The sequence below is a fragment of the Streptomyces sp. NPDC037410 genome (assembly GCF_055602235.1).
In genome coordinates this window covers 221,693-236,906 of sequence record NZ_JBVJWR010000006.1, presented here as the reverse complement: position 1 = coordinate 236,906, position 15,214 = coordinate 221,693, and the positions used below count along the sequence as shown (strand labels likewise).

General features: G+C 73.2%; 10 protein-coding genes. 5 read left to right on the top strand and 5 right to left on the bottom strand.

All coding sequences use genetic code 11. The features are described 5' to 3' along the window. Positions 1-20: 20 nt before the first annotated feature. Positions 21-1,517, top strand: coding sequence for an alpha/beta hydrolase (locus ACZ7HT_RS12515; protein WP_471163704.1), 1,497 nt, complete (start codon positions 21-23; stop codon positions 1,515-1,517). Between the two features lie 4 nt (positions 1,518-1,521). Here ACZ7HT_RS12515 and murQ read toward each other — a convergent pair whose 3' ends face one another. Next, a complete protein-coding gene (gene murQ, locus ACZ7HT_RS12510; RefSeq protein ID WP_471163701.1) occupies positions 1,522-2,442 on the bottom strand; it encodes an N-acetylmuramic acid 6-phosphate etherase in 921 nt (306 codons plus the stop codon). 69 nt (positions 2,443-2,511) lie between these two features. Next, positions 2,512-3,429 carry a MurR/RpiR family transcriptional regulator gene (locus ACZ7HT_RS12505; protein WP_471163699.1) on the bottom strand — a complete coding sequence of 306 codons (918 nt, stop codon included), beginning with the start codon at positions 3,427-3,429 and terminating at the stop codon, positions 2,512-2,514. 124 nt (positions 3,430-3,553) lie between these two features. Here ACZ7HT_RS12505 and ACZ7HT_RS12500 point away from each other — a divergent pair, with 124 nt between their 5' ends. Next, a complete protein-coding gene (locus ACZ7HT_RS12500) occupies positions 3,554-3,910 on the top strand; it encodes a hypothetical protein (protein WP_471163696.1) in 357 nt (118 codons plus the stop codon). A gap of 13 nt (positions 3,911-3,923) precedes the next feature. Further along, the gene (locus tag ACZ7HT_RS12495; RefSeq protein WP_471163694.1) at positions 3,924-4,193 is read left to right on the top strand and encodes a DUF4031 domain-containing protein; all 270 of its coding nucleotides are present in this window, start codon (positions 3,924-3,926) and stop codon (positions 4,191-4,193) included. A gap of 49 nt (positions 4,194-4,242) precedes the next feature. Here the strand turns inward: ACZ7HT_RS12495 and ACZ7HT_RS12490 are convergent, their stop codons facing one another. Continuing rightward, positions 4,243-4,815, bottom strand: a complete 573-nt coding sequence (locus ACZ7HT_RS12490; protein WP_471163691.1) for a dihydrofolate reductase family protein — start codon at positions 4,813-4,815, stop codon at positions 4,243-4,245. Between the two features lie 102 nt (positions 4,816-4,917). After that, complete coding sequence (locus tag ACZ7HT_RS12485) at positions 4,918-6,126, bottom strand: Cmx/CmrA family chloramphenicol efflux MFS transporter (protein ID WP_471164051.1); 1,209 nt, start codon at positions 6,124-6,126, stop codon at positions 4,918-4,920. Between the two features lie 422 nt (positions 6,127-6,548). Between ACZ7HT_RS12485 and ACZ7HT_RS12480 the strand changes: the two genes are divergently transcribed. Together ACZ7HT_RS12480 and ACZ7HT_RS12475 are read left to right on the top strand one after the other, a co-directional pair. Further along, positions 6,549-13,880, top strand: a complete 7,332-nt coding sequence (locus tag ACZ7HT_RS12480) for a polymorphic toxin type 27 domain-containing protein (RefSeq protein WP_471163687.1) — start codon at positions 6,549-6,551, stop codon at positions 13,878-13,880. A gap of 66 nt (positions 13,881-13,946) precedes the next feature. Continuing rightward, a complete protein-coding gene (locus tag ACZ7HT_RS12475; protein ID WP_471163685.1) occupies positions 13,947-14,339 on the top strand; it encodes a hypothetical protein in 393 nt (130 codons plus the stop codon). A 75-nt stretch (positions 14,340-14,414) separates the two neighbouring features. On the opposite strand, the gene ACZ7HT_RS12470 is transcribed toward ACZ7HT_RS12475, so the two are convergent. Next, entirely contained in the window at positions 14,415-15,149 is a 735-nt protein-coding gene (locus tag ACZ7HT_RS12470) for a hypothetical protein (RefSeq protein ID WP_471163682.1), read from the bottom strand. Positions 15,150-15,214 lie beyond the last annotated feature (65 nt).

Genomic DNA, 15,214 nt, shown 5'->3' with positions numbered 1-15,214 from the left:
CCCTCCGCGAGGCTGTGCGCATGACAACGAATCGTGGACGCAAGGCCCTGATGATCGCTCTCTCCGTCGCCGCCGTCGCCGGGGTCGGACTCGTCGGGGGCGGGGTCACGCCCGCCGCCGCGGCGACGCTGAACTGGGGCGACTGCGACCTCGCCGTGAAGCCGCTGCCCGGGCAGCAGTGCGCCACACTCTCCGTCCCCCTCGACTACGCCGACCCCGACGGCGAGCGGATCGGGCTCGCCGTCGCCCGGCTGCCCAGCGCCCGGCCCGAGGCGCGGCGCGGGACGCTCATGGTGATCCCGGGCGGCCCGGGGAGCTCCGGTGTGCAGCGGCTCGGGCAGAAGGGGGCCGCGCTGGCGCGGGAGATGAACGGCGCGTACGACCTGGTGGCCTTCGATCCGCGCGGGGTCGGCGGCTCCGCGAAGGCCCGGTGCGGGTTCGCCGAGGACGACCGGCGCCTGGTGACCTTGCGGTCCTGGCCCGCCGCCGACGGCGGCATCGGCGAGAACGTGGCCCGCTCGCGGCGGATGGCGGAGGCCTGTGCGCGGAACGGCGGTGCGATGCTGCGCGGGCTGACCACCGCCAACCAGGTGCGGGACCTCGACCGGCTGCGGCAGGCGCTCGGTGAGCGGAAGCTGTCCGCGTGGAGCGTGTCGTACGGGACGTACGTGGCCGCCGTGTACGCCCAGAAGTTCCCGGAGCGCACCGACCGCTGGGTCCTCGACAGCAGCTCCGACCCCGACCCGAAGCGCGTCGCCCGCGGCTGGCTCGCGGGCATGGCGAGCGGCGCCGAGGACCGTTTCCCCGACTTCGCGGCCTGGGCGTCCGCCCCGGACCGGGACGAGGACGGGCTGCGGCTCGCCGCGCGGCCCGAGGACGTACGGCCGCTCTTCCTCGGCCTCGCCGCCCGGCTCGACCGTGCGCCGCGCGCCTCGACGACCCCCGGCACACCCCTGACCGGCACGGTGCTGCGCCAGGCGCTCCAGCAGGCCCTGTACTCCGACGCGGCCTTCCCGGCCTTCGCCCGGCTGATGTCCCAGGCCCTCGACCCGGCGGGCGTGCCCGTGCTGCCGCCCGAGCTGGCCGGGCCGATGCCCGACGAGGCGGCGACCGTCAGCGTGGGCGTGATCTGCAACGACGTGGACTGGCCCGCCTCCGTCCCGGCGTACGAGCGGGCCGTCGCCGCCGAGCGGATCCGCCACCCGCTGACGGCGGGCATGCCGGCGAACATCACGCCGTGCGCCTTCTGGAAGGGCGGTGCGGTGGAGAAGCCGACCCGGATCACCGACCGGGGCCCCTCGAACGTGCTGATGATCCAGAACCTGCGCGACCCGTCCACCCCGCACTCCGTCGGGATGAGGATGCGGGAGGCCTTCGGCGAGCGGGCGCGCCTCGTCTCGGTGGACAAGGGCGGCCACGGGGTCTACCTCGGCAACGGCGACGCGTGCGGCGACCGGGCCGTGACCCGCTTCCTGACCGAGGGCGTGCGGCCCGCGGAGGACGTCCTCTGCCGGTGACGGCTCACGCGTGGAGCGCCGCACGCAGGTGGCCCCCGGACGCCGTCAGGCGTGCGGCGGCCGTGTCGGCGTCGATGTCGGCGAGGATCATCAGGATCGCGGTCTTCACCTCTCCGTCGGCGGCGGCGAGCGCGGTCTCGATCTGCTCGTCCGGCGCGCCGGTGGCGAGCGCGACGATCCGCCGCGAGCGGGCCTGGAGCTTGTCGTTGGAGGCGCGGACGTCGACCATCAGGTTCCCGTAGGTCTTGCCGAGCCGGATCATCGTGATCGTCGAGATCATGTTGAGGACCAGCTTCTGTGCCGTACCCGCCTTCAACCGGGTGGAGCCGGTGAGGAGTTCGGGTCCGGTGACGACCTCGATGCCGTGCTCGGCGGCGGCGGCGAGCGCGCTGTCCTCGTTGCAGGAGATCCCGATGGTCAGGGCGCCGAGGGCGCGGGCGTGGGCGACGGCGCCGATCGCGTACGGGGTGCGGCCGGAGGCGGAGACGCCGACGACGGTGTCGTCGGCGGTGAGCCCGAGGGCGTCCAGGTCCGCGGCGGCGAGTTCGCGCGAGTCCTCGGCGCCCTCGACGGCCTTGATCATGGCGGTGGGGCCGCCCGCGATGAGGCCGAGGACCTGCGAGGGGTCGGTGTTGAAGGTGGGCGGGCACTCGCTGGCGTCGAGGACGCCGAGGCGGCCCGCGGTGCCGGCGCCCAGGTAGATCAGCCGTCCGCCGCGGGACATCCGCTCGGCGGTGGCGTCGATCGCGGCGGCGATCGCGGGGAGCTGCCGGGCGACGGCCTCGGGGACGGTCCGGTCCTCGCCGTTCATGGTGCGGGCGATGTCCAGGGTGGGGAGCCGGTCGATCTCGGCGAACTCGGGGCGGAAGGCCTCGGTGGTGAGGGTGGCGAGCTGGGCGCGGAGTTCGGAGTACGAGGTGGGCACGGGCGCTCTTTCGGTACGGCGGCGTCGTCGGCGCCGGTGAACGAGTTGGTCGGGCAGCGGGTGCGGGGCTCAGCGGGTTCGCGGGGAGTGGCGGTGGGCGAGGGCTTCGTAGGAGGCGGCGAGGGCCGGGGCGGCCGTCTCGTACGTGCGCTGGGTGACGCAGGTGAACAGGCAGTCGACGACGAGGAGCTGGCTGGTGCGGGACGACATGGCGGCGGGGCGCAGTTCGCTCTCGCGGGCGGTGGAGGTGGTCAGGACGTGGTCGGCGTACTGGGTGACGGGGCCGTCCGGGCGGCCGGTGATGGCGACCGTGGTGGCGCCGTGGTCGAAGGCCACGCGCAGGGGTTCTATGACGTCGCCGGTGGAGCCGGAGTGGGTGATGGCGATGGCGACGTCGCCGGAGCGGAGCTGCACGGCGTTGGTGACGGCGAGGTGCGGGTCGCTGTGGGCGTGGGCGATCAGGCCGATCCGGAGCAGCTTCTGGCCGAGGTCCTGGGCGACGAGGCCGGAGGCGCCGATGCCGTAGATGTCGATGCGGCGGGCGGTGGCGAGGGCGGCGACGGCGGCGCCGAGCTGGATGGTGTCGAGGCCGGCGGCGGTGTCGGCGAGGGTCTGCTGCTCGTCGTAGGCGAGCTTGGCTACGACGTCGGCCACGGGGTCGTCGACGGCGATGTCGGCGGTGACGGCCGGGGCGCGGCCGGACTGCTGCTGGGCGGCGAGGCCGGCGAGGGCGAGGCGCAGGTCGCGGTAGCCGGGGTAGCCGAGGAGCCGGGCGGTGCGGACGACGGTCGCCTCGCTGGTGCCGGTGAGCTCGGCGAGGCCGGTGACCGTGAGGGCGGCGCAGCCGGCGGGGTCTCCGGCGACGGCCTCGGCGACGCGCTGCATGGAGCGGGTCATGGACGGCGCGAGGGTCCGCACCTTGGCCGCGAGCGCGGCGGGGGCGGGGGGCGCCCCGCTGCTGAAACTTTCCTTCACATCATTGGTCACATGTGAAAGATACTTTCGGGAAGAGGGGGGCGACAAGACCCCGTCGGTCCACTTCGGCCCCGGATCCGGAGGGGACCTTCGCCCTTTCCGCCGCTCGGGTGACAACTCGGGTGACAATGAGTCCATGGACGACATCGACCCCGTGGAGCAGGCGCTGCACGCCGCTCGCGCGCTGGTTCTGGCCGACCTGGTGGCCCGGGAGGTGGCCGCCGCAGAGGTCGTGTCGATGGTGGAGGACGCGGTGACCCACCGCCGCTGGTGGGTCGAGCAGTGGCCCGAGGGGGTGTCGTACGTCGCCGGGCTCGTCGCCCAGGACGTGCAGGACGCCCTGCTCGAACGGCATGGACGCTGGCCGCTCTGTCCGGTCTGCGCCTCGGGCGACCCGCACGCCCTCGACGTCGAGCCGGAGCTCGGTCCCGACCCGCACTGGGTCTGCGGCAAGCAGGGCGTGGTGGTGGCCCCGGTGGGCGGCCTGACGTGACGGGAGTGCCGGCGTGAGCCTCTACATCGACCCGCCGACCTGGCCGGGTCACGGCCGCATGTGGTCGCACCTGGTCAGCGACGTCTCCTTCGAGGAGTTGCACGCCTTCGCCGCCTCGATCGGCGCGCCGCCGCGCGCCTTCGAGCGGGACCACTACGACATCCCGTCGGACCGGTACGGCGACGCGGTGGCGGCGGGCGCGATCGAGGTCGGCTCGAAGGAGCTGCTCGGCCGCCTCACCCGGGCGGGCCTGCGCCGCCCGAAGGGCCGGCCGGTCGCCTGAGCCCTCGTCTCAGGGCAGGTCGGTGACACCGACCTGCATGTGGACGTGGTCAGCGGACGACGTCGAACACGTTCTTCTGCAGGCCGTTGGCGTAGGCCTCGTGCTCGACGAGCTTGAGCTTCTGCGTGTCCTTGTCGGTGGTGCTGAAGAGGCGCTTGCCCGCGCCGAGCAGGAGCGGGAAGACGAGCAGGTGGTAGCGGTCGATGAGGCCCGCGTCCGACAGGGCCTGGTTCAGGGAGGCGCTGCCGTGGACGATGATCGGGCCGCCCTCGGTCTCCTTCAGGGCGGCGACCTCGTCGATCGAGCGCAGGATCGTCGTCTCGCCCCAGTTGTCGACCAGGTCGTCCTCGGTGAGGGTCGTGGAGACGACGTACTTCGGCATGGCCTTGTAGTCGGCGAAGTCCTCCATGTCGGGCCACACGGGGCTGAACGCCTCGTAGCTGGTCCGGCCCATGAGCATCGCGGCCGCTTCCTTCTGCTCGCGGCCCTTGATCTCGAACGCCTCGGGGAGGAAGTCGACGTCCTTGAAGGTCCACCCGGCGTTCCGGTAGCCGGGCTCGCCGCCCGGGGCCTCCACGACGCCGTCGAGCGAGATGAAGGCGGTGCTGATCAGGGTGCGCATGGTCGGTTCCTCGGCTTCTCGTGTCCTGGTCTGTTCATGAGCTTTGACTGTCGATCATGGAGGAACTCATCGCTCGCGGCGGGATTTTCTTCGAAAGGCCGGTCAGCAGGGCGCGTCGGCTGCCTGTTCCTGCTGCCGGGGCGTGCCCGAGGTGACCACGCGGGAGGTGGACTTGTGCAGCTTGAGGGCCACCGCGGCCGTCGCCAGGCCCAGGGCGGTCATCGCCGCGCCCGCCCAGGCGGGGGAGGCGAAGCCGAGGCCGGCGTCGATGACGGTGCCGCCGAGCCAGGGGCCGCCGGTGTTGCCGAGGTTGAAGGCGGCGGTGGTGGTGGCGCCCGCGAGGGTGGGGGCGGCGCCCGCGAGGTTGAACATGCGGGCGTTGAGGGCCGGGGCGGTGTAGAACGCGGAGACGCCGAGGAGGAAGGCGAGCAGGACCGTGACGACGGGGTTCGAGGCGAAGACCGCCAGGGCGATCAGGAAGACGGTGGAGGCGCCGATGCCGCTGAGCAGCACCCCGAAGAGGTGGGCGTCGGCGACGCGGCCGCCGATCGTCGTACCGGCCAGGGCGCCGATGCCGAAGAGGGCGAGGACGGCCGAGACCCAGCTCTCGTCGAGCCCGGAGACGTCGGTGAGGAGCGGGGCGAGGTAGGAGAAGGCGCAGAAGACGCCGCCCGCCGCGAGCGCGGTGATCGTGATGGAGAGGAGGACCTGCCGGTCGCGGTAGATGGCGAGCTCCCGCTTGAGGCGGGGCCTGGTGGCGGGGAGCGGGAGGTGCGGGATGCGGGTGACGACGCCGACGAGCGCGATGGCGGAGGCCGCGCCGACCGCCCAGAACGCCGAGCGCCAGCCGAGGTGTTCGCCGAGGAACGCGCCGGCCGGGACGCCGAGGACGTTGGCGATGGACAGGCCGCCGATCATGACGGCCATCGCCCTGGCGCGGGAGCCGACGGGGACCATCGCGATGGCGACGGCCGCGCCGACCGCCCAGAAGCCGGCGCAGGCGAGCGCGCTGACGACGCGGGAGGCGAAGAGGACGGTGTAGTTCGGGGCGAGCGCGCCGGCGATCTGTCCGAGGCCGAAGACGGTGATGAGGGCGACGAGGGTGGTCTTGCGGGGGAGCCGGAGGGTGGCGACGGCGAGGAGGGGCGCGCCGACGACCATGCCGATCGCGAAGGCGGAGATGAGCAGGCCCGCGCGGGGGATGGAGACGCCCATGTCGTCGGCGATGGGCGGCAGGAGCCCGGAGAGCATGAACTCGCTCGTGCCCAGGGCGAAGACGGAGAGCCCGAGGATGTAGACGGCCAGGGGCATACGGGTGGGGGGTATCGAGGGGGAGGGGGCGGCGGTGGAGGTCGTGCGCTCGACCGAGGGAGACGGCATGACATGCGTCAACCTGTGCTTTGTGCCTGTCATTCCGGGGTGACGGGAAGTCTTGCGATGCGGGACGGATCTTTCCCGGCCGGGGTTCCTTACGCCGGGTAACAAGATGATCAACGATGCGGTCGGTTTGTTCGGACCTGGGGTGCCGCGTGACCTTGGTCGGGATTATTTGATCTTCACGGGCGGGGGTGCGGCGTGGCATCGTCGCCGCGTAAGCGGCAGTGCCGGTTCCTGGGGAGGACCGAGCGCCGGTATGTGCCGTGACCAGGGGGGACACCGTCTGGCGGCAGACCGTCGTCTGTCATGCCCAGATCAGGGCACTGCCTCACGATCGAGAGATTGCCAGGCAGAACATGTCCCTGTTCAGAGACGTCGGCAGACGCCGGCGTCGCATGCGGTACGCCCTCACCCGGGCCACCAGCGCGACCGCGCTCGTCACCGCCGCGGCCCTGCTCACCGGCCTCGTCCAGGCCACCCCCGCCGCGGCCGACACGACCCCCGAGGCGGACACCGGATACGGCCGCAACAGCATCGGCGAGGACCGGCGGCGCGACCGCTGCCTCGCCGGTGTCGCGCTGCACGTCGGCGGCCCCCAGATGAAGGCCAAGGCGGTCGAGGGCCTCACCGGCACCGAGACGCAGCTCCGCGAGGCCATCGGTGACATCGGCTGGATCGGCTACGGCCCCCTGGGCCTGGCCGCCACCGCCGACAAGGACGCCGCCGGCGTCTACTCCGACGAGGTCCGCAACCGCGTCACCGCCCTCGATGAGGCCAACAAGCCCTACCGCGAATCGGCGTGGGCCGACGACGGCATGGAGTGGCACGCCCCCGCCTTCGGCCAGGACGTCACCTACTTCACCCTGGTCACGCAGACCGAACTCGCCTGGCAGCTCGGCTGGGACGGCCACAGCAACGCGAGCGCCGAGGCCGTGGCGCGCGCCCGGGCCATCGCGGAGGAGAACCACGGCAAGGACGACTGGCACGACTTCTACGCCGACTGGATGCTGCGGGACAGCGAGGTCAACGTCACCCGGTACTCCGGGGGTACGACGTCGAGCGACATCGCGTCCTACCTGCGGCACGGCGGCTACGCGACCGAGGCGCCCGCCAAGGACTCCCCGGCGTACCGCGTCGAGGCCGAGGACCTCAAGCAGGCCTGGGCCGCGTGCGACTACCAGAACCCGGTCGACCCGCGCCGCGTCCTCAACGACGCCGTCATGACCGCCATGGTCGAGTGGGAGCAGGAGTACGCCGGCCAGGCCCCCCAGCGCGCCACGATCATCCAGGCCGAGGCCGACGCCGCCGAGGCGACCCGCAAGGCCGCCGACGAGATGGTGAAGGCCATCGGGCTCGCCTGGTTCGCCGACCAGATCATGACCTGGCGCGCCTACTGGCAGGCCCAGCCCGCCGACACCATCTTCGAGAAGCCGGACCAGGCGTTCTACGACAAGGCCACGGCCGACCTCGCGCGGACCCGTGCCGACGCGGCCGCCGCGGTCACCTCCGCCAAGCAGTGGGCCGCGAAGGCCGCCGCCGCCTCGCAGAAGGCCGCCACCGCGCAGCAGGAGGCCTGGGGTGTCGCCGACACCGGCCACGTGCCGCGCGGCCGGGGTCTGATGTACGCCCAGCAGTCGGTCCAGGTCGCCCGCGCCTCCGCGGCGGCCGCCGAGGCGGCCGCGAAGGCCACCGAGACCGCGCAGAGCGCCGCGAACGCGACGGTCGCCACCAGCGACGCCCTGCTCGCCAAGGCGCAGACCGAGTCGCACGCGATCAACACCGAGTTCCGCCGCGTCGCCGCCGAGGAGGCCGCCGCCCAGGCGAAGGCCGCCGCCGACAGCGCCGAGGCCAACGCCACGGCCGCCGCGGAGAGCGCGGCCACCGCCAAGGCCGCGCGGACGACGGCCGAGGCGAAGCGCGACAAGGCGAAGACCGCCGCCGCCACCGCCGCCACCGAGCGCGCCAAGGCACAGGCGGAGCAGGCCACCGCCGTCGCCTCCCGCGCCAAGGCCGCCACCGAGCGCACCAAGGCCGTGGAGGCCGAGCAGCGCGCGGCCGGGCAGAAGACCGCCGCGCAGAGCGCGGACACGGCCGCCGGTACGGCGACCAGCGACGCCACGGCGAAGCGGACCCTCGCGAACACGAAGGCGAAGGCCGCCCAGACCGCGCGCGAGCAGGCGATCGCCGCACTCCAGGCGAAGCAGGCCACCGCGGCCCGCGCCGCCGCCCTCGAAGCCGCGGCCACCGCCGCCGAGGGCACGGCCGCGGCCACCGAGACCCGCGCCGCCGCCACCGCGGCCCGTACGGCCGCGACCCAGGCCGCCACGGCCGCCACCGCCGCGCAGACCGCGGCGGACGAGGCCACGGCGGCCGCCGTCACCGCACGCACCGCCGCCACCACGGCGGAGGGCGCCGCCGAGCGGGCCCAGGCGTCCGCCGAGAGCGCGTGGTCGGCGTACTACACCTCCGTCGGCGCGGCCTCCACCGCGCACGCGGCCGCCGCCGTCGCGCTCGACGCCTCCCAGGACGCGGCGACCCGCGCGGACAACGCCGCCACCGCGTCGGAGAACGCCACCGAGCTCGCCAAGAAGGCCCAGCAGGAGTCGGCCGCCGCGGGGGCCGGCGCCGCCGAGGCCCTGAAGTCCGCCGCCACCGTGGTGGGCCGGGCGTACGCCGCGGGCCAGGCCGCGCTCGCCGCCCGCGACAGCGCCCAGGCCGCGGTCGTCGCCGCCGGCGACGCCATCACCATCGGCAGCCCGTACCAGGAGAGGGACAGCTCCGCCGCCTTCGCCGTGCTCGTCGGCCAGTCGTCGAAGTCGATCGCCGAGCAGCAGGCGGCGGCGGCCGAGGCCAAGGCCGCGCAGGCCGCACAGGCGGCCGAGTCCGCGCAGCAGTCCGCCGCGCAGGCCACCGGCGACGCGAAGCTCGCCGCGGAGGCGGCCGCCCGCGCCGCCTCGGACTCCGTCCGCGCCGTCGAGGCCGTCACCCGCGCCCAGGCATCCGCCGCCGAGGCCACCACCGCGCAGAAGGGGGCTGAGACCGCCTCCGACGACGCCGCCGGCCAGGCCGTGCAGGCCGGGAACGACGCCGTCTCCGCCCGCCTCACCGCGAACGAGGCGAGCAACGCGGCCGCCGAGGCCGACCGCGAGGCCACGGACGCCGAGCGGCACGCCGCCGAGGCGAACGAGAAGGCCGGTCGGGCCGCCGACGCCGCCCAGAGCGCGCAGGACAAGGCGACCCGGGCCGAGCAGGACGCCAAGGACGCCGAGACCAAGGCGTCCGACGCGGCGGGGAACAGCACCGCCGCCGAGGAGGCCGCGAAGAAGGCCGAGCAGGAGCAGCGCGAGAAGAACGAGGCCGCACACAAGGACGCGCTCGCCGAGGGCACCACGCCCATCAAGGGCGGCGCCTCCAACTGGCCGGTGCTCGGCGAGCGCGAGGAGCGGATCCTGCTCGACGCCTGCGGCCAGACCTGCGTCGACGACTACCGGAAGGGCCTCGCGGCCGTCTCCGTGAACATCGTCGAGTGGGCCGGCGCCCACGGCGGGCAGATCCTCTTCGAGCAGCTCGACGCGGCCAAGGTCAAGGACTGCCTGGCCCGGAGCGACGTGGAGGAGTGCCTGTGGGGGCTCGTCGACGTCCCCTCGTCCGCCGTGATCGTGGGCCGGATCCCCGCGCTCGCGCAGGCGATCGAGCAGGTCTCCACCGGCATCCGGAAGATCTTCTACGACGCCGACGACGCCCTGCGCCGCCTCAACGACCTGACGGCCGTCATCCGTGACGTCCGCAGCACCCCGCGCCTCGACCGCTGTCTCGCGGGTGTCGCCCTGCACGCGGGCGGTGCGAAGACGAAGGCCGTCGCGATCCAGGGCCTGTCGGGCACGAACGACGACCTGAAGGCCGTCATCGGCGACGTGGGCTGGATCGGCTTCATGCCCCTGGGGCAGGCCGCCGACCAGGACCGCGAGGACGGCTACGCCTACCTGGACGCCTTCGCGGCCCAGAAGGCGATCCTGGAGGACGCCAACAAGCCGTACGCGATGAGCTCGTTCGACGACGGGATCACGCTGCACGCGCCGGAGTTCGGCGCCGACATCAGCGCCTACACGTACGCCACCCAGGCGAAGCTGACCGGCCGCATCGGCTGGGACGCGCACACCAACGCGAGCCCCGAGGCGATCGCCAAGGCCCGCCAGATCACCGAGCAGAACCTCGGCAAGGACCCCTGGCACGACTTCGCCGCCGACTTCATGCTGCGCGACTCCAACGTCGCCAACGTGCGGTACTCCGGCGGTACGACGTCCACCGACATCGCCACGTACCTGCGGTACGGCGGCTTCCCGAACGGGAAGATCACCGAAGGCACCCCCGAGTTCCGCGTCGAGGTCGAGAACCTCAAGCAGGCGTGGGCCTCGTGCAACCACGCCGACCCCGTCGACCCGCGCAACGCCCTGAGCGAGGCCGTCTCCCAGGCCTCTGCCGAGTGGGAGGCGGAGTACGCCGGACAGGCCGCCCCGCGCACCCTGATCGCGAAGGCGGAGGCGGACGCCGCCGCGGCGACCCGCCAGGCGACCGCCACCATGATCGAGGCCATCGGCCAGGCGTGGCGCGCGGACCAGATCCTGCGCTGGCAGAAGTACTGGCACGACCAGCTGGAGGCCGACCCGGACGACATCCTCAAGCCGAAGCAGGCCCTCTTCGACAAGGCGAAGACGGACCTGGCGAACGCCCGGGGCAAGGTCCAGGCGCTGAGCGCCGCCGCCAAGGACCAGGCAGCCGCCGCCAACGCCGCCGCCGCGCGAGCGGTGACCGGCCAGACGCAGGCCTGGGCCATCGCGGACGCCGCCGAGGTGCCGCGCGGCCGTGGCCTGATGTACGCCCAGCAGTCGGTGCAGGTCGCCCGTGCCTCGGGCGCGGCCGCGACGGCCGCCGCCAAGGCGACCGAGACGGCCATGAACGCGGCGAACGCCACCGTGTCGACGTCCGAGGCGCTGCTCGCCCTGTCGAAGACCGAGGCGCACGCCGTCAACACCGAGTTCCGCCGCATCGCCGCGCAGGAGGCCGCCGCCCAGGCGAAGGCCGCCGCGGACAGCGCCGACGCCTACGCGGCCTCGGCCGCGGCGAACGCCGAGACCGCCAAGAAGGCCAAGGAGAAGGCCCTCGCGGAGGAGCAGGACGCGAAGCAGGCGGCGGCCGACGCGCAGGCGCAGCGTGCCGTCGCCGAGCTGGAGCGCGCCAACGCGGCGGCCTACCGGGCCACCGCCGAGCGCGAGCGCGACAAGGCGGCGGGCTACGAGGCCGACGCCGTCGCCCAGGGCCGGATCGCGAGCGACGCCCGCACCTCGGCCGAGGCGGCGGGATCGACGGCCGCGTCCAAGCGCGGCGTCGCCGAACAGGCGGAGCGCGACGCGGTCGCCGCCCGCGACAGGGCCCTGGAGGCCGAGCAGCGACGGGACTCGCTGAACGCGAAGGCGGCGGCCCTTGAGGCCAACGCCGACGCCGACGAGGGCACGGACGCGGCGACCGCCTCCCGTGCCGCCGCGACCGACGCCCGTGCCGCCGCGAACGAGGCGACCACGGCGGCCACCAACGCGCGCGCGGCGGCGAACGCGGCCACGGCCGCGGCGACCGACGCCCGCGAGGCGGCCACCAAGGCGCAGGGCTCCGCGTCCCGCGCCAAGGCGGCGGCCGACAGCGCCTGGTCGTCCTACCTGACCGCGGCCGGTTCCGCCGCCGCGGCGCACGCGGCGGCGGCCGAGGCCATCGACGCCTCCGAGGCGGCGGCGGCCGACGCCAAGGGCGCCAAGGAGCAGTCGGAGAAGGCCTCCGCGGCGGCCAAGACCGCCAAGGCGGAGGCGGCCGCCGCCCGTTCCGAGGCCGCGCAGACCGCGTCCTGGGCGGCGACCACCGCGGGCAAGGCGCTCGCGGCCGTGCAGTCCTCGCTCGCGGCCCGCGACTCCGCGGCCGCGGTCAACAAGCCGGCGAACGAGGCCATCGCGCTCGGCGGCCCGTACCAGGAGGACGACAGCTCCGCGGCGTTCGCGGTGCTGACCGGCCAGCAGTCGCTGACGATCGCGCAGCAGCAGGCCGCGTCCGCCGCCGCGACGGCGAACCAGGCCGAGGCGTTCTCCGCCGAGGCGAAGGCCCTGGCCGAGCAGGCCGCGGCGGACATGAGGCTCGCGGCGGAGGCCTCCGCCGCGGCGGCGGCCGACTCGCTGCGCGCCGCCAAGGCGTACCAGCGGGCCCAGGCCTCGGCCACCCAGGCCGCGAAGGACGCCAAGGACGCCCAGGCGGCCGCGGGCCGTGCCGACGGCTACGCCATGGCGGCCGGCGAGGACGCCCTGAAGGCGTCGTGGGCGGCGTCGGACGCGCAGTCCGACGCCAACGCGGCGGACGCGGCGGCGACCGAGGCGGAGCAGGACGCCGCCCACGCCCGTACCGTGGCCACCCAGGCCGAGGAGGACGCGGCCAGCGCCCGTGCCACCGCCACCAAGGCGGAGGAGGACGCGACGGCGGCCGAGACGGCCGCGGCCGGTGCCAGGGAAGCGGCGGAGGAGGCCCAGGCCGCCGCGGACCGCACGGAGACGTCCGGCAACAACGAGCAGATCTCGCAGGGTGTCACCACCGGCATCGGCGGGGTGTGGGCGGTCCTCGACCACATCGAGTACATCGGCGAGCCGCAGAACGTCGTCAAGGACAACTGCAACCCGATCATCCACATCGGGGACTGCACGATCACGGCGACGGTCACGTACAGGTCGCACGTCGACCTGTACATGTGCATGGAGCCGTCGGCCGACACCACGACCGCCTGCTCGAAGGAGGACACGCTCTACCTCGGTCCGGACGTGACGGACGCGAAGACCGAGCGCATGTCGATCACGCTGACGATGACCGAGTTCAACTCGGGCATCGACCCGGTCGACATCCTGCTCGGCGACTTCATCGGCTGCGCCAAGCTGATCACGCCGGGCGTCAGCGGGGGCAGTTGGGGCGACTGCGCCTGGGCGGCCAGCTGGTTCGTCGCCGGTGCCCTCTTCAAGGGGGCCAAGGCCGCGGTGACGGCGATGGACGCCGCCATCAAGACCGGCATCGGCTTCACCGAGGCCTGGGTGGCGCTGCGTTCCATCGGGCTGACCGAGGGCGCCATCGCCGGTATCGGCACGAAGATCATCCAGAAGCTGCAGAAGGTCTGCGAGAAGGTCGACAACGTCACCCCGGCGGCCTTCTCCTTCGCCTCCTTCTCCGCCTCCAGCGTTCCGCACAACCCGGCATGCTGGGTCGAGATGGGTGGTCCCGGCGTCTGGAACATTTCCAAGGAAGGCGGCAAGAGCGCCCGCGCCATCGCCTACGAGTTCCAGATCACCGGAGTTCCCGAAGGCTTCGGCTATCTGATCAGGGAAACGCCGAATCCCAAGGGCGTGCTGAAGCTCGACGGCTACAAGAACGGTGTTCTCCTCGAAGCCAAGGGGCCTGGCTACTCGGCTATGCTGAACAGCTACAAGCCGAAGGTCGTCGAGGAGGACTTCGTCAAGCAGGCGAGGTATCAGGTCGAAGCGGCGCCGAATACGCCCATCGAATGGCACATCGCCGAGGAGGACGTCTTCCTGGAGGCCCAGCGGATCTTCTCCCAGACGCCCGACCTCGCGCGGATCACGGTCGTCCACACCCCGGCCACGACCCCCTAGCCGGTGCGCCGGCGCTCCCGAACCCTCTGGGGCGCCGGCCCCGTGTTCCTTCGTCTGGAGAGAAGTTTGAGTTACGACATCTTCGTGATGCGGTTCGAGAACGGCGAGACGGTTCCGCTGGACATGGCCGTGGCCCACGAGGTCCTCGACCCCTTCTCGGTGGCACGGGACCCCGAGGTGGACGTCCTGTCGGTGCGTACGGCAGAGGGGGAGGAAGCCGATGTGTACTTCAACCCCCCGAACGGCATCACCTTCAACCGCTTCGGCGGGGTCGGGGTCATGGACCTCCTGGCCGTCCTGCTGCGACGGCTGGACGCCGTGCTCGTCGTACCGGGCGGGCCGGTCGTGGTGCAGCGGGACGAGACCCGGCAGCACCTGCCGGAGGCCGTGACGGACGACTGCCCCGTGGTCGTCGCCCACACCGGTGCGGAGATCGACCGGGCCATCAGGGCCGCCTGAGCGAACGGCGAAGGGGGCCTCCCCGGTGCGTGAAGCACCGGGGAGGCCCCCTTTCCGCACGCATGGGAAGGGGTGTCAGCCCCTCGTGTCCGCGATCCGCTTCAGCTGGGCGTCGACCACCGGCACCGGGATCGCCGCCTGCTTCGGGTCCAGCATGTTCACGCCGTAGAACGCGGCGACGACGCCGCCGCTGCGGACCACGGTGTACGTCATGGGCACCTTCTGCTTGCCGATGTCGCCGGTGATCCGGTACGCGACGGTCTCGTCGGCGCCGGCCCCGAGCTTGGGGGCCGGGAGGCTCTCGACCTTGCCGTAGGTGAGGCCGAGGGTCTTGAAGCCCTTGGGGCAGGCGGTGACGGCGGCGCGGAGCTCGGTCATGACGCGGGTGGCGTCGGCCTCCGAGTGGGAGGCGAGCCACATGGAGCCGACGGTGGCGTCGGTGGCGGCGGTGGGCTTGAGGGAGCGGTGCGCGACGCCCACGGCGGGGAGGTGGGTGAAGCCGCCGATCAGGCTGGCGAGGGGCTGGCAGGCCTTGTTGTCGGACTTCATGCCCCGGCCGGCCTCGACCTCGGCCTTGGCGATCTTCCTGGCCTCGTATCCGGCGGCCTTCCCGGTGAGGGCGGCCTTTTCGAGCTGCCCGGCGTCGAGGGCGCCGATGCGCTTCGCCTCCGCGGAATTCTTCTCGTCGGCGCTCTGTGCGGTCGCCTTCGGCTTTTTGTCGCCGGATTCCGCGGATTCCCCGCTGCACGCGGACGCCAGAAGCAGGGCCGGTATGACGGCGACGATCGGGAGGGCCCTGTTCAGTCTCATTTTCTTTTGCTTTCCTGGCGTCTCTCGAGGGTGACGAACAAACGAAAATGATCTTACCGGCGGTA